Origin of the sequence: Clostridium akagii DSM 12554 (genome assembly GCF_000686725.1) — a bacterium.
In the GTDB taxonomy this organism is placed as follows: domain Bacteria; phylum Bacillota; class Clostridia; order Clostridiales; family Clostridiaceae; genus Clostridium_I; species Clostridium_I akagii.
In genome coordinates this window covers 1-19,737 of sequence record NZ_JMLK01000007.1, presented here as the reverse complement: position 1 = coordinate 19,737, position 19,737 = coordinate 1, and the positions used below count along the sequence as shown (strand labels likewise).

Genomic DNA, 19,737 nt, shown 5'->3' with positions numbered 1-19,737 from the left:
TCATCCCTCTATAACCTTATTTACATGTTGAGAACTTATTTCTTCATGGATATTTTTAATTGACGAAATTGTTCCTATATATGCATACCTATCTAAATCACTTATAGTATTTTTCACAATCTCATATATATCATTGTTTTTTTCATTATTGTTGACAACAGAATTTAATATTATTTTTGCAATGGCTTTTCTAACTTGTATTTGTATTTTTCTTTCTTGTTTGCATGCAGTTATTACCTCATCAATTCTTCCATCCAAATCAACATTTTTTACTATACCTGCAATGATTTTTATGTCATTCAAATCTTGAGGCCCGATTATATTTCCATTTAACCAATTAACTATAACAAAAGAGGTTATCTTTTTCCCAAACATTTGAAATTCATTGCTAATATCTTGTTCTGTTAAACCATATATATGCATATAATTATTCAAACAATTTTTCCATAAATTATTTAGTTCAAAATATTCACCGTATATACTTCTAAATTTTTTCTGATCCAAAAGTTCTCTGATAACAACCTTGACAATGTCTTTTTCTCCTGATAATTTACTTTTTGTGAAAATCATATCATCTCCAACTGCTAATTCAGAAATACTTTTTTGTTTTATATCTTTATTTTTTATATCTACTATGTCAGTCTTATAATTATTTGATAAAAGCGAATAATTATCATCTTCAAACGTAACTATCTTGTTGACTTTCATTGTACTATTAGAAATACCTCTATTAACTTTATCTTCATTTATAAAAAGGTTTATTTTATTTTCTTGTATCACTCTTTGAACTTTATCTTCAATTTCATTAAATTTTTCTTCATCATCATAAAATTCTTTATTATCTACAAAATCCGTTTTTATTGAAAGTTCTCCTACTGTGCTTAACACATGTAAATTTCTACCTTCTAATAACTTATTATTCCTTAATACTAGTTCTAACATTTTATTGTTTTTTCTTATTAAGGAATTAATTCTATTTTTTTCACGTCTATAAACTATTATTTCTACATTTTCAACTATATTAGTATTTAGAACATTAAAATGTTTACTTTCAAGAAAACATGGAATTATGAGTGATGAGTATCCATAAACATTAATTATTTTATCTAACTTCTTTATATCTAAACTTTTTTTCATGATTTTTCTAAAGTAGTCTTCAATCTCAATAAATTCATCTATATTTTTTATACCTAATAATGATTTTTTATTATTTAAAAACTTTTTTTTAATTACCTCTATTTTATAATTTTCAACTTCTAAAGAATTTATACTCTCCTCTATTTGGGAAATTATATCTTGCATTAATTTATATTCAACTCTTTCTTTTGGAAACATTCCTAAAGTTTCTCTAAGTATGCTAATACTGTAATTTATACTATCTAAATTTGTTTTGCATTTATTTAATGGTAGAACCGATTGTTCTACTTTATTACATAAATAATAAGCACGCTTTATAAAATCTAATATTTTTATGCTATTATCTGAGTATTCAAATAAAACTTTTAAATTTTTACTTATATTATAAATATTTTTATTTAAAATCTCACAATTATTAACTTCATATATATAAATATTTTTATTAACTAGATTTTTCATTAAATTATAATTAGTCTTTTGTAAACTTGACTTTGTACTTAATAAAGATTCATCAAATAAATTAATATTATCTAAGACCACTTCTTTTGTTATAGCATATACACTAAAATGTTCATCGTCTTTAAGCAATAATGAAAAATCAAAATTACTTTCCCATGTATCTATTACTAATATTTTATCTATGCTATCAATCATACTTGCTTCTCTTAATTCAGTTTCTAGTGCATCCCTGTATGTTTTTTCTCCTATCAATATAATATTCTTTATATTTTTATCATCTTTAATAATATCAATAGCTGTACTAATACTAGAAACAAATTTTATTACTGTATTTTCTTTAATTCTATTTCCTTTAAAATACTCATGATTTTCTTCTGATGTATAATATGCAAATGGAAATAGCTGTGATATTGTATAATTTTTATCTTCATAATCGATTTCTAGTGAATCAATTAATTTATAAAGTTCATCTTTATGTTCAAATACAATAATTGTACTTTCTTTAATTACTCCATTTAATTTAGCATAATCAATTCCCATTATTTCAGATATAAATTTTCTTGTTATATTATATCGTTGAGAATTCCCATCTATTTTATTAATCCTGTTTGCTTGCCCATTGTACATGGTTAATAAGTGTGAATTCCCAAATGGCACTAATGTTGTACATTTATTTTTTCCTAATAAATATATGTATTTGTTTTTATCCCTTTCATCTATATCAATCTTATCAAATATCAATATCTGTCCTCTATAAAATACCTTGTCCCCATTCTCAACGGTATCTAAAATATTATTATCTGGATTTTTCATATTATCTGAATATTGTTTTATTGATAGAATTAAGATAAGTAAAATAGATGTTAGTTCTTTTTCAATTCCAATAAATAATATCTTTTTATTCTTATTATTTAAGATATCATTAAAGCTTTTTAAAATTAATTTTTCTAAAGGTTTAAATTCTATAGTTTCTTTTTTATATTTTATTTTCAATTTAATAATGTAGTCTATTAATATTTTATTAGTATCCATCTTTAGCCCCTACAAACAAATTTATTATTGTGTTTTTATTGATAATTTTAATACTTATTTGTTTTTTGTTCAATATAATTACAATCTCTAACTAAAGCTTTTTCATATTTCTTACATTATAACATTTTTATATGTTTTTATATGTTTTTTCATCATTTACTATTTTATTACTAATCAATAACTTATTAAAATAAAAAGTCCAGATTATTTTTAAAATAATCTGGACTCATTACATAAATTTAATTTATATATCTGACATCAAAATCTGCCTATCCAAAGAAAAAATTTCCTTAATCTTTGAATGCTTGTACCCTTTGTCTGTATAGTTTTCTACGAGCCTTATCATATTAGAAACACTCATTGCACTTCCATGTATAGTAGTTTCAGAAACGATACCTTTAATTTGGGAATTTATATTTTTACCAAATCCTCCTGCAATATACGAGAAAAAAGCAAGTGGTGCAGACGAAGTACTATAAAGATTCAACCCTTTTATATAATTATGAACCATCCTATTGTGGTGGTCATTGCTAATCGTATATTTGCTATATGCTTTATTATCTATAATAGCCTGGTAACCATCTGTGTCTGACAAAATCAAAACGTCCGGTGTAAGACCTATTGCTCCCACATGTTTAGCTTCGTAACCAAAAACATTTTTAAATAACTCAACAGTTGCTTTTTCAAAACCAGTTGCCTCATCTCTACCTTTAAAAGCCATTTCAAAATATTCAGTCATAAAAGCTCCAACTGAGCCTTTTGGATACAATTTCAGAAGTGTTTCTTCCACTATCTTTCCATCCAGACCAGTCTGTTCTGTAATTTTATCTATAAGCGCTGTAGTTATTTTTGTTATAGGTTGCCTCAACGATTCTGTAATATAAAATTTCTTGATTATCTGTTCAGCAATAATTTTAGCTGTAACAGTCTTAGTTTCTATAAGATTTCTTGTATCCTTTTTATGCTTGGGGTCTAAACCATACTTTCTCTGGAAATATTCCCTCTCTTCTGGGCGCTCAATAAAAGGTGGGCACTCAGACAAAATTTTTTGCACTTCTTCACATTTATCATCAAGGATAGACAATTCACCACTGTCTCTTTTGGTAAGTTGTGTGTATTCCAACCAATTCACAAGTGTATTTGCTAAATCCATTAAATGACTGTATGGGTGTTCGGGATTAACATTACCTTTTGATGACTTATATTTTTCAAAAAAATTTGTTTCAAGACAAGAATCACCTTTTTCTCTAAATTCTAAAATCCTATCTACAATATGTTCATAGCATTTATTTGTTTCAGTTTCAGCCTCGATAACAATTATTTTTGCAATCTCTTCTTCAGTCAAATACTTCAATTGTGAATTACTTAATAATCTCAGCAAAAACCTAAAAGGTCTTATTTTAAATCTTGAAACAACCCCTACCCCTCTGCTTAATGAAAAAGAGGAAGGAAATTGATATTTTAAGATTTGATTTTTTAACACCTCAACTGGAGAATCACCTGCCATAATGGCTTCGCCAGCTAATGTTAACTTCATCTTTCCAGTAGATTCTTGAGCGAATATCAACCCTAAGCTGGTAACCCATGCCTTATATGTTCTTCCGCCGCCGCCCTTCTGATCTCGGCGTTCACCTATGCGCTTTAAACCAGCCTGCTCTAATGCTCCTTCAAATGATAAATGTAAGTTTCTTTGTCCCTGCCATTCTTCATCCAACGATTGTTCAGCAAACGTTGCTAATACTTCTGGTACAGAATTTAGTTTTCTTTTAGGTCTTGTTACCCACCAATAATTTAACATATTGTAACCTACTCTTTCACATTAAAGTCAATACTATCATATTCAATACCCGCAAAAGTTTTAAGTATGGCTTCAAAAATAATTTTCACTCCATTTACTGGTACAGCCATTCCTATTTGTTTTCTAACACTTTCTTTTAATCCCTTAAATTCATAATTATCAGGAAATGTTTGCAACCTTGCTCTTTCTCTGTTAGTCAATGCTCGAGGCTCTTCATAGTGATACATATGTGTCCCACCACCACCTGAACCTGTAACTGTATATGCCGGCTTAGATGGATCTAATCTTTTATATATCTGACTTATTTTGGCTCCTTTAACATTAAGCCTTAATTCTTCAGGTAAATCTGCTGTAAAAGCATTTTGTCCTGGTTTAATATGTTTCAATCTTTCAGTCACTGTTTTAGATTGCTTTGTTAACTCATTGTTCAATGCGTTAGGATCTATTGGAGGGCATTCTATAGCTGTTTTGCATGTATTATCCATATTCTCATATGGTGCTGGACTTGGAGGTCTAAATTCATATGGTAAGTCATTCCTAATACCTATAATAATCACTCTATGCCTGGCTTGTGGAACGCCATATTGCTCAAATTTATACAAATGTGGATACACTTTATATCCTGAATCCCTTAAATCATTAAGTATATTTTTCAATGCACTCCCTTCATTTGCACTTCTCAACCCACCTACATTTTCAGCAAGAAACCACATTGGTTGAAATGTTTTTAAAGCTTTAACACCGTATTTATATAACCCTCCAAATATTCCATCAAAGCCCTTTTGTTCGCCTACTATTGAAAAATCATTGCAAGGAAATCCAAAGGCCAATGCATCAATAGGTGCCAATTTGGGTATATCTAATTTATGCACATCACAACATATAACAGAATCAGCATTATCAGGAGCAATATTATGTTTATAAGTATTACAAGTATCTAAGTCATAATCATTCGCCCATGCATGTGTTATTTTATATTTTGAATCTTCTATCTTAGCTGTTGTTGCACCTAAAGCTATTCCTCCAGGTCCACAAAAAAGCTCGCCTAATTTAAATTCAGTCACTTTGTTTTTTTCTATTTTTCTCACACCTTATCTCCATTTTTCAATATAAAATTATGTTCAAAAGTTGCATCGACTGCTTCTGATATTATTTGCAATTCTGAAATAGTAAAGCTTTCTCTTTTCATTTTAGCACTAAAGTTTTGTGGAGATTGCCCTACTCTCCTTGATAATTCTGCTACACTTATATTCGTTCTAACGCATAAAATTTTTATCTGCTCTGATATCTTCATCATATCCACCTCATAAAGCTAAACTAATTGTTTTTAATTATAAATTAGAAAGTTTATGTTGTCAAACTTATAATTAAGCATTATATAATACATAATTTGAGTTTTCCCTAATACCTCATTTATGTATTATCTATGTTTCCACGAATACCTGTATTACTTTTTACAACTATTTACTTGCCACCTAAATTTTGAAGTATTAATACAGCCTATAATGATTGTATACATTATAAGCTTCCGTTTAACTATGGGAATCATAATAATAGCACTTTTCTAATTATATAGTTATAATAAATTAATTAACTGTAGCAATTTGAAGTTCCTTAATAGATGTAATTATACTTGATAACTCAATAATTGGAATAATTTTGTCTGTTCCGAACTTTAGCAACCATTTTTCTTCTTCACAAATTAACTTTAATTCAGTTCCATCAACTAGTCTTTTTCGCTCATTAATCTCAATATCTACTTTCCAACAAACAATGCAATCAAATGTTTCATATGGGTGATCATGCCTAAATATATTACCTAATAGAAACTCTATTTCAACCAATAATGGAACGCCTTCTCTATTTATGCAAATTAAATCTGTTGTGGATTGATTAGAATAGTGTGCAATTGAATCTATGTGCTTAATATGTTTTTTATAATTCTTATTACTTAATATTGAAGCAAGTACTAATGCCACTTGTGCCTCATTGTCTGGTATTTTTTTTATCGATATATCCTCAATATCTAATTCCTCTAAATCCGAATAATTTTTTATTCTATTTTTAAGTATCCTCTTCTTCTCTCGTATCTGAGACTGGCATTCTTCCTCTTTTCTCATTTTAAAGTATTCGTTTTCTGCTATAGGCATTATGTCTTCATTTATTATTTTCTTTACATTACCAAAAATCCATTTTATTTTAGGATCATCTTCATTGCTTATATTATTTCTATCTGCTGTTAACTCAAAGTTTTGAGAATTCACTAATAAATGAAAATGATGATAATTGGGATCAGTAATTAAACTTGACTTTTTTACAACTGGAATAAAATCTTTCGCTAGATAAATTCCAAATCTACTTTTTAATCTTTCTGCTTGCCTTAATTTACATACTGCTTTTCTACAATTAACACCAGAAACTGTTCCATACATCTGAAATGAGACATATTCACCATCAATGTTAGTACTTCTATGGTATGGTCCAAAATGCCTACAATAGTTAACTGATTTCTTGTATACATTTTCATTTATATCTTCTTTTGGATTTTCTTGTGGAGAAAAAAATTGATGAGTACCCGCTATTTCCTCTTTTATTCCTTGAATTTTATCATTAATAAATATTCTAGGTGCAACTTGCATATTTTTAACATATCTATTTAATTCATGATATGTAGCAAAAATACTTTTAAAACTTCCCCCTGCAGTAAACCATAAAATATAATCTTTTAATGTATCAAAATTGAAAAATCTTTCAGGATTATCTATTAAATAACCTTCAATTCTAACGGTAGTTCCTTGCTTACCTATAATTGGTTTAACATCTTCTATTGTATACACTGGTATTTTGTTTTTATTTAAATTTTCCCAAGCATATTCCATCACTGCAATATATCTTCGATTACCACCTTTTTGACTTATTACAGTTAATTTTTTACTTCTAAAGAATATTTTAGTTCCTAATCCTTTTTCGCCTATATTTCTAACATCCTTTCTTGAATCACCCAAATTAAAAAAGCTCTCCATTTCCTCACGTGCCATACCAGATCCATCATCCACAAAATCCAAACAAAATAAACCCTTATTATCCCGATAAATCTCAATGTTAATATTTCTAGCTTCCGAATCCATTGAATTACTTATTGCTTCTCTTGGAACTTCTAATGGATTTACTAAATTCTTTGCTATCTCTTTATATAATGAAATATCCCTAACTAACGGTGTGCATATTTCCAATTTAATCACTCCCACTTCAAAAAACTTTTATAAAATTGCTAAAATTGTGTACCGCACAACTTTTATTTTGCACAATTTACTAAAATTAATGCATAAACTATGTAAGGATGATTCAATATGGAAAGAAAAAATATCATTGGTATAAATGTTAAATCAATTCGTAAGAATAAAAATTGCACACAAAAAGATTTAGTTGCAAAAATAAATCTACAGGGAATCCAGATTGATGAACCCATGCTTTCTAGAATTGAGTCTGAAAAAAGACCAGTATTAGATTATGAAGCTTCTGCTATTGCAAACGCTTTAAAAGTTCCAATTGAAAATCTATTTAAAAAAAACAAGCTTTAAACAAGGTGTGAATATCCTACTTGCATTTAAAGCTTATTTTTATATTAATTGTCATAGTTAGTTTTTAATTACATTTCGCTATTTATTAAGTCTATAGATTTCTGTTTTTAGAGCACTGTTTTGATCTATTAATTTATGTATTATTTCTTTCAAATGCGCTATTTCTTTTTTATAAACATGTAGTTCTCCTCTATTAGAGGAATCATCTAATTTTAGCTGTTGCCATGTTTTTATTATTTCTTTATAGTTAGGCCCTTGTAGTGTTTTTAATGGTATATTAGTAATTTTACTAACGTCACAATAACTAATGCTTGATTCTAAATTCATCAACTTTTGACACGCTTTCTCCACATCATCTTTTCTTTTTAATACTAAATCTTTTTTCTGTTGAATCATATTATCATACTTTGCCATTATATGTTCCCCCTTTTAGCGAATCACGTGCACTTTTTTTAATACACCTTATTTCCTTTTTACACTCATCTTCATTTAATTTAATTTTGTTTTGAAGTACAAACATAACTTTAGCAGTATATTCTTTTTCCAAATTTTGAATTTCTTTATTACGTTTAAATGTATAGATATATTTATACATTTTAAAACAAAACTCTTCAAATATCTCTATGTCCTCTTTACACATTATTCTAAATTCTTGACATGTTATGCATAAAATAATACTACACGACTGAATACTATCTATGTCTAAACATTCTCCTATTGGAAGTGGTATTGCTTTTTTGGGATCTTGCAATTTTTCTATTAAATTTATTTTATTTTTTGTTATAATATCATTATTGCTTAAACAATCTATAATAAACTGTTCATTTTTATTATAATATGAATCATCGTTACTTTTCTTTTGTTTTCCTATTAATATTCCTTTTTTTTCTACACTCAATAAAGTTTCTATTGCTAAACTATTATTTATTTCATATGGCAGTAATGATTCCATTCCTTGTCCCAATATAATAGCAATATCCTCAGGACTAACACCCGCTGCTTCCATATTAGAAACAAAATTTCGTTTATTGTCATGTAAAGTAAAAATGGGATTTCCTTTTTTATCAATAATATTATTTTTAATTTGTAATTCCACAAAAAATTTTCGTATTTGTGCAATAGATAGTACATTTTTAGCTCTGCTATATATACTAGGGATTAATCTTCTATATCGCTTGCCATCTAATTCAGAATAAATTTCCGTATTTATATTTCTAGAATACTCTTTTAATTTTAAAACTGCAGCAACTGATGTTTTTCCTACTTTTTGCCATATTGGCTTACCTTGTTTTAGTTTATGAAAAAAAATACTATCATTTTTAAGGCAGTTATACTGCAGTGTTAAGATTTCATGTATCCTTCTTCCAGTGTCTAACAATAAAACAAGCACCATTTTTTCTTGTAATCTTTTCTCTTCATCAATTTCGCTTATTGCCTTAATTAATATATTAATTTCCTTTTTTGATTTATATCTAGGAAAATTTATGTATTCTTTTTGCTTATCATAATTAGTAATTATATTATTTTTTATGGAAATTCCGATTTTTTCTCTTAGAAAGCAAAAAAATTTATTGACTGATTCTATTCTATGATTTATAGTTGATGGTTCGTTTTTTTTACCCCTAATGTTTATAACATTTTTTTGAAAATTAATATATTGCTCAATATGAAAACAATCCAATTCCTCAATTTCTCTTACTTCATAATAATTTTCATAAATGAAATTAAAAAAACTTTTTAAATGAGATATTTCAGTCTTAACAGTTTTATAAGGATGAACAGAATTTAAATATTCTGTGTATTTTAATAACAGATTTCTAAATTCATTATTAGAACTATAAAAATTCCTATCTATATTTATTGTATGGTTTTTATTAACTTCAACTTCTTTTATTTTAATTCCCAATTCTATCAAAATATGTTTTAACGGGGTATAACATATCTCACGACCACTTATTTTACTGGCTATTTTTTTGAACAATAACATATTAGTCAAACATTCATTTAAAGAAAGTTGAAAATATAAAATGCTTCTTATTACTTCAAGCATCATCTCCTGAACAATGAGCATTTTAGAATAATGTCTATTTATAACGCCTATTTCATATGCTTTATTCATGAAGTCACATAACTCTTTATCTAAAAAGATAATCTCTTTCCTATTAATCCTTATTTGATATAAAACTTCCATAGGAATTTTTATTCGTTTATAATATACTAAATAAACTAGTATCCATCCATATTTTCTATTTTTGCTATCCCCATAATAATATTCTTTAGTTTCTTGTAATTTTTCTTCAAGTTTTTTTAAAGACGGATATAATTTCATGAATTGTCTTAAATTCATCCATCGTATCTGAACATTTGTTTTAGTTTCTATACATATCCATTCGAATTCATCTTTTGTAAAATATATATAATTTAATCTTTTAGATCTAATAGGTTCTTTTGATTCCAATACATTTAATAAACTATTCATATGCTTCACCTATCAGAAATTTGTTAATATAATCTTGTGAAAGATTTAGCTCCTGTAATTCAGAAATTATAACAGATAAATCTAATATATCTTCTTTTATTTCATTATTTTTTAATGCATTCCCTTTACCCTTTAATATAAATACTTTAAATGAAATAATATTAAATAAATCCTTCGCATACTCTAACAATTTCGATTTTTCTTGTTCACTAATCAAAAAATTATTACAACCAAAACATTTTTTTCTTGATTCACAAGGTTTAATACAATATCCTATTTCCATCTTCTTAATAGCATTCATGTTTATTAAATCATATATATTATTAGAAGCCTCCATTACCTTTTTATTTAATAAATACTGTTTACTTTGCCTATTGCTAAATATCATTTCCACAATTTTATTTATCCCCATACCTGTAAATACCTCTTGTTTTTTTTCTAGACCTTCTCTTATCTCTAATGTATTCTTTTCTTTTTCTTGTACTAAATATTTCATTGTCATGTTGTAACTTTTATGCCCCAATAAGTATCTGACAACTGATAGATTATAATTACTTTCTCTAAATAATGCTATTGCGAAAAAATGCCTAAACCCATGTAATCCTGATTGAATAGCCTTACCATCCTCATTTACAATACCTACCTCATTTTTTATTTTTTCAATAAATTCTGAAAATGAATTACTATATAATATCCTTGAACTTAAATGCTCAAATAAATGTATAAATGGTTTTTCTCCTTTCCTACCATCTCTTTCTACTAAAAATCCATTTTCGATTCTTATTTTTTCTGCTCTCTTGATTGCTTCATACCCATCCTTAGTAATATATACTCGTCTATTTTTTTGAGACAATTTATCAATACTGCTATTGACAATCATGTAGCACTTTTCATCCTCATCATACAAATAACTACCTAATTCTAAACTATCTAACTCATTTCTTCTCATACCTGAATTAGCTGAAGTAATTATGGCTTCCTTATAATATGCTTCATATACATTTTGTGGTTTAAACTCATTTACAAGATAGTGTAGTATTTTTGTCGCAGAATCTTCCTCATAAAAAGCTAAATTTTTATCACTATTATATTTGTTTAATTTTGAATAATCTTTCTTACTAATATATAAATTGGGTTCTAAAATAAAGGGATTCTTAATACTCAACCACTCACAGAATTGCACAATTGTTAATAATTTTGTTGCTTTTGTTTTATCACATATGTTTTTTTCATCCGAAACATATGTGATGTATAATTGCCAATCTTCATTGTTAAATTCTCTAATATTGTTTATTTTTTCAATTTTATAAAATCTCCTATACCAATCATAAAATATATTTATATGCTCTCTCTTTTCTTTTTGCATTCTTTCCCCAATATAACTATTTCTTAAATCATGAAGAAATCCTTCAGTAATTAATAACATATCACTTGTTACCCTAAAATTATTTAATACTTTGTTTTTATTGGTATTGTTATAAATTATCTCCCTAGCAGTTTTAGTTTCATATTTCATGTAATATCTAAGGTTTAACAACCTATACGTTGCAGAAATTTCCTTATCCATAATTTTTAACTCGTCATTCTTTAATATTATCTCAGAAGTAATATCTTTAAATGAGTTTTTTCCATTGTATAAACAGATTTTTAAAACCAGAGCATATAATCTGCCAGAATAATGTTTTTGTTTATATTTTTCTCTAATCATGCTTATTGTAATTAATAATTTATTAAAGTCTTTTAAGCATCCCCTCAAAATTGTCTTTGCATTTCCTGTTCTTATTTTTATAATATAGTTATTAGGAAATGCTATTCCTTTCTCTAAAGCCCATATTATAAAATAATTAGTAATACCACATTCGCTATATTTATTTATTATTGTGCTGTTTCTATCCTCCAGCCATTTAGTTGGATTTTCCCAGTTTTTTATTATATCATCATATATTCTACTATAATATTCTTTCCGACCCTCAGATATATTTTCGAGACATAATACCTCAAAGAATCTTTGTTTTGAAATATGTCCAATATTTTCATATTCTATTTTCATAATTCTTAACTTTTTACCCTTTCTCTTAAACCTACTATATCTAAAGAGGTTAATTCATATTCTTTATCAACATAATCATCATATTTTTCTCTTATATCACCTAGCTCAGAAGCTGTTACATGATAGTATGTTTTTCTTGTTGTTTCTATGTTTTTATGTCCTACTAGCATTGATACATACTCAATAGGTACTCCATCATTTAATTGTCGTGTTATGAATGTATGTCGAAAATTATGTAGCGTTATGTTAGTTCTATAAGATAAATCACCTCTTTCTAAAGTCCTTTTAAACTGCTTATATGCTGTATTTTGTGTTAACTCATTTCCATTACTATTCAGAAATAACCATTTATTCGTTTTACTTTTGCATTTTTTAATCCTAAAATTTAGATATCTTTGCATAAGAATTTCAAATTCACATATTTCACTTTTTTTTAAGAAAATGCTTCTATCGCTATAGCTCTTTCCACGTCTAAAATATTCATTGCCAGATCTGTACTTAATATTTATACACCACCTACCTTTTTTAAAAGTTATATCACCTTTCAAACTTTCCCTTAAATTATCTCTTCCATAGCTAGTTATCGCCATCCCCAGCAATTCCCCTATTCTGATGCCAGTTATGTTAAGTATAAAATATAATAATTTTTCGTATGGCATAGTAGCATTTTTCATTATTAACTCTAATTCAAATTTTTTTAAAATATCATCCCAATCAATTGTCCTAAACTGATGATGCGATGAATTTATCCCTTTAGCTCTTAAAAAACCCTTTATAATTTTATTGCTAATTATTAAACATATAGAAATCTCGAATTTATATTTTCCCATTCTTTCTAAATATTCTAGATATCGTATTATAATGGTAAATATTCTACTTATAGATATTTCACTTAATCCTTCTGTATTTCTTATAGCGGTAATTTTATTAAGTTTATTATTTATAAATGTAATCGTATTTATAAGGCTATTTTCTATAGCATATTTACTTTTTTTTATTTCCTCTCCAGAAACTGATCTTACTTTTAATTTTAATAAATACTCTAAAAGCTTAGACAAATGGACATAGTTAATATTATAAATTTTTATTCCAGCAAAGGTTAAATAATTATAAAAATAGCAAATATCATCTGAATATCTTTTTACAGTGTTATAACTATTTGTTGTCGAATTTTCAATATATCTTAAGTACTCATTAATTTCTTGAACAGGAACACACATACTATTAAAAACCATTCTACTGATTTTTCTTCCATTTTCATCTAATATATCTTCTACAAAATACAACCCTTTGACTCCTACTTTTTTTCCACTCAAAAAATCATCACTCCATTTCAAAAATACTCAATATATGTATTTACACAATATATATATTGTGGTATAATTGAGATATATTTCTATATATTATATCTTAAAGTTAATCTAAACTTATTTCAACCTGCCTTTTCTTTAATATTGCCCAAAAATCAAAAATATCTTTTATTTTCTTAATATATCTTTAATTCGTTCTATATTTAGACATTAATTGTATATAATAAAACAAATGTACATTAAAAGGTAGCGAATCTTTTTTAGTCGCTATTTTTTAATGTACATTTGCTTTATTACTAATATATTTTTATACATATACATTTTACATATAAGTATTAATATCATATGTTATATTAACATAATACTACTCTTCAAGTGTGTTTAAATACATGTAAGGTTGTCATGTCATGATATATCACTAAACTTCTTAAGGCTAAGTAGCTTCTATCATTTTTCTCCCCACATACAATACTTAATTCTTACATGTATAATGCAACTTTACCTTATTATACTCACCTTAACATGATTTATTTTTATTTACATTAAAGTCATGATAACCTATGCCTGTTGCTGCAACTACTATTACTTTATCTAAACCCGCGAGTCTTGCTTTTTTTAGTTCATATAAGGCTTCAATTTGTGCTCCTCTAGGATTTATAAATTCAATAACGCTGTGTTCAACGTCTTCACTTTTTTCTATATCATAATAAACCTTAGGCTTTTTCCATGTCTCAGAATATTTTTTCATTTCCGCTTCGTCTATAATTTTAGAATCATTTATAAATAAATCCTCGAAAGTTCCTTTAAAGCTATTATAGTCATATTCATTGCTGGCCTTTTCTAATCTATAATTCCATTCAATTCCACTTGTTAATGCAGATCTAGAAACATTTGAGGACCCAACAAAAATATCACCACCATCTTGGTATTCTACTATATATGCCTTAGGATGGAATGATCTATTAGGTTGGTTATAAAATCTTAGATCCACTTGATCACCCAATATATCCTTAAGTAGATAAAGTGCTTGTGGCTGAGTTATATTTAAATAATTACCGGTAAGTATCCTTAATGGAATGTTTTTTTCTTTTCTAAGTTTTAAATCTTTTTCTAATAACCTCACTCCAGATTCCATTAGAAATGCTACAATAATATCTATAGTTTTTGCATTTTTAAAAGCTTCACTTAAATAATTTACAAAATAATTTTTATCCCCAGTTATACAACTTTTCTTTGGTATTATGCCTTTAGAAGTAATATTATCAAAGCTTAACTCATTATCCTGCTCTATTAATTTTTTTGCCTCATCCATTAGACTTAAGCTTCCTTTCTTTTTACTAATTTTCACATAATACTATTATAGTTTAATATTCCCTATAAAATGCAAAATTCCTTCTTTGACTACATTATTAAACAAAAATAGAACCCTCTTTTCCTACTGAGGATTCTCACTTTATTTCTTTTTTTTCACAGTATAATTCATTAACACTATACTATTTTTCAATAGCACATAAATCCTTCTTCTCGTATCTATTAAAGCCTAGTAAACTCTTTTTGTATTTCCAACATTTTATTGCTTCTTTTAAAGTTTTACCGCTGTTGTCTTTAAAAAAATCACGTATATATGTATTGTATTCAAATTGGCTATCTATTTGAGACTTACCTTTATTTTTCTTTTTGTCTTCCTGTATTTTATACCATTCATTTACTGCATCAGAATATGTTTTGCCAGCACTATTTTTAAGATACTTTTGAAAAGTTACATTTATTTCAATTCATGTTTTTATTAACAATTTCAATAATATCTTTTCCGTACTTTTCGCATTTAACATTTCCAAAACCCTTTATTGCTTTTAGTTCTTCAATTGTTTTAGGTTTTGCTTTAACTATAACCTCTAGCACGGAATTGCTGTATAAAAAATATGGTTTCACCATTTCTTCTCTACTTTTATCTAACCGATACTTCTTTAATTCTTTATACAGAGGACTTTCTTCTATTAAACCTGTTTCACCAATAATTTCTTTATGTATTAATTGAACCTTTTCTTCAAGGACATTTTCATTTGTAGCAGGAATCTGATTATCTTCTTTAGTTTCAGCTGAGATTCCATACTTTCTTTCATAATTTGGGGTATATATACCGTTATGTTTCAATAATGAATTTGCAAGATCATACATAGTTTCTTCTGTGAACCAATGCTCATTACCCTTTGTTTCATGAAACTCTTTCATCCTGTTTATAAGCTGCTCATGTTTTATTATATGTTCCTTTATTTCCTTCTTAGCAAATCTACTATTAATCACGGCTTTAGGATTCGCTACTGTTACTATATGTTTAATCATTCCAAAATCAGTTTTAACAAGATGTTTTTCTTCTTTTAATATGTCCCTTATTATTTCTACATGCCTTTCATTTTGAACAATAGGGCTATATATCCCTTCTTTTTTATACACCTTGCCACTATTTCCTTTAAAATACCTAATGAAATCCCCATTATTTCTTATTTCAATATCACCTACCATGTTTTTGCACTCAATAACTAATATGAATTTACGGTCTATTATAACAAAATCTATTTGTGCTGTAAGACCATTATGCTGAAGATACAAATCGTGCAAAATTAATATTGGCATATGGCTATTTTTAAGTTCATAGGCCACATTTCTTTCACCCGTTATTCCATAAGACAATAATTTTATATCTTCATTTATTTTTTTACATACTTCTGCGGGAGCAATTTTTAACAGCTTCTCTAAATCATTAAACTGTTTATTTTCTTCATTAAATTCTTTAACAAAAGTTGGTTCTCTAAGTGTTGATGGCCTGTTTGTTATACTTTCCTTTAAGGCGTTTAAAAATCCCAATTTGTGTCACATCCTCGTCCGTTTTATACAATAAAATATTATTATATTTCAATATTCCATAAAAAAGTTTAAATTCCTTCTTTTCATAGATTTAGGAAGCAAAGATAGAACCATCATTTAGTTTCCTATTTTTTTAATATCACAAATTTTAATACCCCAAACACTTCCCTTACATATCCCTCATATTCAGTGAATTTATATTGTGAAACAAAAACGCCAGAATAACTAGTATTCATTCTTAATCTTTTACTCATAAGAGATACCCTTTTTAAATGATATTTATTTGATACCACCACCGCAGTTTTAAAACCTTTACTCTCCATTACTTTCTTAGAAAAAGTCAAATTTTCCATGGTGTTTCTTGATCGTTCTTCCATAATTATTTTATTCTTATCTATTCCTTTGGCTAAAAGGAAATTTTTCATAGCCATAGCTTCTGTTATATCTTCGCCAGGTCCTTTTCCACCAGAAACTATAATATACTTTCCATACCCCTCTTTATAAACAGAGTTCTTGGTTTCAGATGGAGTTTTTTTCTCCATATGAAACTTAGAAATGGTTATCCAGGGACGTAGCAGCCGTTATCCCCCACTTAGTAGAAGATGGGAGTGTTACGGATGGTAGTCATCGGATAAAGGCTTATGCCATCATTAAGTCTTGCTTGTAAAAATGGGCTAGGTGATGTTCCTTTGACCTGACATCCTAATACTATTATACAGTCTGACGAAGTAGGTTTTGATTTAATACTAAATATAATAATATCTACCTCAATAAAAATCATTATAAGAATTCCTATCAATACTAAATATTTAGCTATTCGTAATGCATTTTTCATAGTTCCGATTCCCTCCTAATATTACTCAACTATAGTCTTATTAAATAGTGACCTAATAATCATACTAAACTTATATATGCTACTAGAATTATACCGATTGAAAAATTCACTTGATTTATGCATAAAGCTATGTTAGACAATATTGAGGATAAATGCATATAAAATTAGCCTGTCATAATAAGACAAGCTAACAAGCTTTTTCTATAATTATAAAATCCAATATCAATAATTGCTAACTATCGTAAATTTATGATTGATAAACAATAAATGAAGATTATTCACTAAATAAAACTCAACTTTAGTATTATTTTTGAGATATTGTAAGACTTCTTAAATATCTACCTTGTCCATCTATATTTTCTGGTGATGCAACAAACCCTTCTTTTACTAAATATTCATTAGTAGCACCAAATATTTGATGCCATAATTCATTTGCTGTTTCTCTTATATCTACCCTATGCCTTATTGGAGTTAATCTTGATGCATTTACCTCAAAATTATCAAAAACTTCTTTTACTATTGGAAATATATTTATGAGTATAATATCTGATAACTCTCTAATAACTGTTGATAATTCAAAATCATAAAATATTGGAATATTAATTGAAATGGTATTATCAGCATTATTTATATCAATATATTCTAATTCATTCAGAAAACTTGCTAAATTCTTTTCTTTTTCAGATAGTTTATCATATTTAAAATTATTGTTGATAATATTAAATATTAACCTACCACATTCACAGGCAATTTCTTTGTTTTTATTATCTAAACTTCTATTGTATGATATATTCACTTTATTAAATGGGCTTGCGTTATCAACACTCTTTTGTAAAAGTCTAAAAAACCTATACATATCCTTCCTCGAACCATTTAAATCTCCAAAACTATTAAACGTAAAGCCAGAACTCCTATAATTATTACTACTACATAATATCTTATTACTATGTTTTTCTACTAAATCGCTATCTTCATATGCAACAATAATATAATCTCTTTTACCAGGTTGCACCTTCGATGTACAAAAGGTGTTTCTTTGAGTAAAAAACTCAAAAGCAGTACCATCGAAAATTTTGTCGCAAATAATATGGTAGAGTATTCTTTCGCAACTATGGTCTTTTGAGCATGTTAATTCTGATACCTTTTTATATAGAGTATCTTTTATTGCAATTATTTTATTTCCAATTATCTCACCTATATTATTTATGTAATTCTCCATTTCTATGACATCTTCCTCTAAAAAAATTGGAAACTTAATTCTGTATGTGCTATCTTTCACTTCTATTGCATTAATTAATTCAAGGCTATTAATAACATTTTCAACTGTTTCTTCTTTTATCCCTAAAAGTTTTGCTACTTTACATTTGGATATTGAAAATGGTTTATTCTGTGCAATTAAATATAGTATTTCTGATGCGTGTTCTTTGCTACATACATACTCTGGATTGTAAATGTCATATTCACCTATATCTCCAAAAAAATAAAAATTTAGTTTTGTATTTTTTATTTTAATTCCCCCTATAAAAACAATATTACTTCGCAATTATCCACTATTGTTACTTAACTGTACATTTAAATTATTTTTTAATTGTATCTCCGTATTTTCCAAATGATTTGTGAAGATGTTTAGATATTTCTTTAAAAACATCAGAAAATTTAAAGATTTGTGAACCTAATAAACCCGTTAGCCTTGAAATAATTATACCAATTACTATACCTATGATAATTAAAACTACACCTCTCATATAAGCACATCCTAACTTTTATTTTTTGAAAAATTCTATAAGACACAATTCTTTACAATTATATTCTATTATTCCATATAAAGTGCAAGATTCCTCCTTCAAATATAATCATAAACAAAAATAGGACCCTCAATATTGTTTATGAGGATTCTCTCTTTATTTGTTTTTTTATATGATTTATTCCTAGTTCCCGCTCACTCTCATTTTCATTATGGCTACAACATTAGATATATTATACTGCTATTTTTAGGCATCCATTTTTTATGAGAGCCTTATGTTATTATAAAACCTTATTAACTTTTGAAATTAAGCGTGTCTCATTTTATTTGTCAAAAGTTTCTTTCCAATCTTTCATGAATTTTTCTATTCCACTATCGGTTAATGGATGTTTGATCATCTGTAATATGATTTTTAGAGGAACAGTAGCTATATGTGCTCCACACGCT

Annotated in this window: 16 protein-coding genes and 1 pseudogene; 1 reads left to right on the top strand and 16 read right to left on the bottom strand. The window is 27.0% G+C overall.

Annotated elements, in window-relative coordinates; genetic code table 11:
- The 5 genes from BR66_RS0102395 to BR66_RS0102375 form a co-directional block, all read right to left on the bottom strand.
- Window positions 1-2,628: a DrmE family protein gene (locus BR66_RS0102395; protein WP_026881460.1), complete on the bottom strand. Its 2,628-nt coding sequence runs from the start codon at window positions 2,626-2,628 to the stop codon at window positions 1-3.
- 244 nt (window positions 2,629-2,872) lie between these two features.
- A complete protein-coding gene (locus BR66_RS0102390; protein WP_026881459.1) occupies window positions 2,873-4,426 on the bottom strand; it encodes a restriction endonuclease FokI C-terminal domain-containing protein in 1,554 nt (517 codons plus the stop codon).
- 8 nt (window positions 4,427-4,434) lie between these two features.
- Window positions 4,435-5,514, bottom strand: coding sequence for a DNA (cytosine-5-)-methyltransferase (locus BR66_RS0102385; RefSeq protein WP_026881458.1), 1,080 nt, complete (start codon window positions 5,512-5,514; stop codon window positions 4,435-4,437).
- Complete coding sequence (locus BR66_RS0102380) at window positions 5,511-5,723, bottom strand: helix-turn-helix domain-containing protein (RefSeq protein ID WP_479723153.1); 213 nt, start codon at window positions 5,721-5,723, stop codon at window positions 5,511-5,513. The genes BR66_RS0102385 and BR66_RS0102380 overlap by 4 nt, the downstream gene beginning before the upstream one ends.
- 289 nt (window positions 5,724-6,012) lie before the next feature.
- Complete coding sequence (locus BR66_RS0102375; RefSeq protein WP_026881456.1) at window positions 6,013-7,659, bottom strand: ATP-binding protein; 1,647 nt, start codon at window positions 7,657-7,659, stop codon at window positions 6,013-6,015.
- Between the two features lie 117 nt (window positions 7,660-7,776).
- Between BR66_RS0102375 and BR66_RS0102370 the strand changes: the two genes are divergently transcribed.
- Entirely contained in the window at window positions 7,777-8,007 is a 231-nt protein-coding gene (locus BR66_RS0102370) for a helix-turn-helix domain-containing protein (RefSeq protein WP_026881455.1), read from the top strand.
- Window positions 8,008-8,085: 78 nt separating this feature from the next.
- On the opposite strand, the gene BR66_RS0102365 is transcribed toward BR66_RS0102370, so the two are convergent.
- From BR66_RS0102365 to BR66_RS22955, 11 genes and pseudogenes are all read right to left on the bottom strand, one after another.
- A complete protein-coding gene (locus BR66_RS0102365; protein ID WP_026881454.1) occupies window positions 8,086-8,421 on the bottom strand; it encodes a hypothetical protein in 336 nt (111 codons plus the stop codon).
- Window positions 8,408-10,486 (bottom strand): tyrosine-type recombinase/integrase, encoded by a 2,079-nt coding sequence (locus tag BR66_RS0102360; protein ID WP_026881453.1) that lies wholly within the window; start codon window positions 10,484-10,486, stop codon window positions 8,408-8,410. Before BR66_RS0102360 ends, BR66_RS0102365 begins: the two co-directional genes overlap by 14 nt.
- On the bottom strand, window positions 10,479-12,536 hold the full coding sequence (locus tag BR66_RS0102355; RefSeq protein WP_026881452.1) for a tyrosine-type recombinase/integrase: 2,058 nt from the start codon (window positions 12,534-12,536) through the stop codon (window positions 10,479-10,481). Before BR66_RS0102355 ends, BR66_RS0102360 begins: the two co-directional genes overlap by 8 nt.
- 5 nt (window positions 12,537-12,541) lie before the next feature.
- Entirely contained in the window at window positions 12,542-13,852 is a 1,311-nt protein-coding gene (locus BR66_RS0102350; RefSeq protein WP_026881451.1) for a tyrosine-type recombinase/integrase, read from the bottom strand.
- Window positions 13,853-14,363: 511 nt separating this feature from the next.
- Complete coding sequence (locus BR66_RS0102345) at window positions 14,364-15,158, bottom strand: phospholipase D-like domain-containing protein (RefSeq protein ID WP_026881450.1); 795 nt, start codon at window positions 15,156-15,158, stop codon at window positions 14,364-14,366.
- Window positions 15,159-15,616: 458 nt separating this feature from the next.
- Window positions 15,617-16,711: an NERD domain-containing protein gene (locus tag BR66_RS0102340; RefSeq protein WP_051624067.1), complete on the bottom strand. Its 1,095-nt coding sequence runs from the start codon at window positions 16,709-16,711 to the stop codon at window positions 15,617-15,619.
- A 125-nt stretch (window positions 16,712-16,836) separates the two neighbouring features.
- Window positions 16,837-17,253, bottom strand: a complete 417-nt coding sequence (locus BR66_RS22965; RefSeq protein WP_051624066.1) for a YdcF family protein — start codon at window positions 17,251-17,253, stop codon at window positions 16,837-16,839.
- A gap of 50 nt (window positions 17,254-17,303) precedes the next feature.
- Window positions 17,304-17,546: a YdcF family protein gene (locus BR66_RS22960; RefSeq protein WP_051624065.1), complete on the bottom strand. Its 243-nt coding sequence runs from the start codon at window positions 17,544-17,546 to the stop codon at window positions 17,304-17,306.
- Between the two features lie 304 nt (window positions 17,547-17,850).
- Window positions 17,851-19,089 (bottom strand): hypothetical protein, encoded by a 1,239-nt coding sequence (locus BR66_RS0102330; RefSeq protein ID WP_026881448.1) that lies wholly within the window; start codon window positions 19,087-19,089, stop codon window positions 17,851-17,853.
- Between the two features lie 34 nt (window positions 19,090-19,123).
- On the bottom strand, window positions 19,124-19,291 hold the full coding sequence (locus BR66_RS25565; protein WP_156946220.1) for a hypothetical protein: 168 nt from the start codon (window positions 19,289-19,291) through the stop codon (window positions 19,124-19,126).
- A gap of 322 nt (window positions 19,292-19,613) precedes the next feature.
- Window positions 19,614-19,737 (bottom strand): annotated as a pseudogene (locus BR66_RS22955) (fructose-6-phosphate aldolase); the annotation flags it as partial.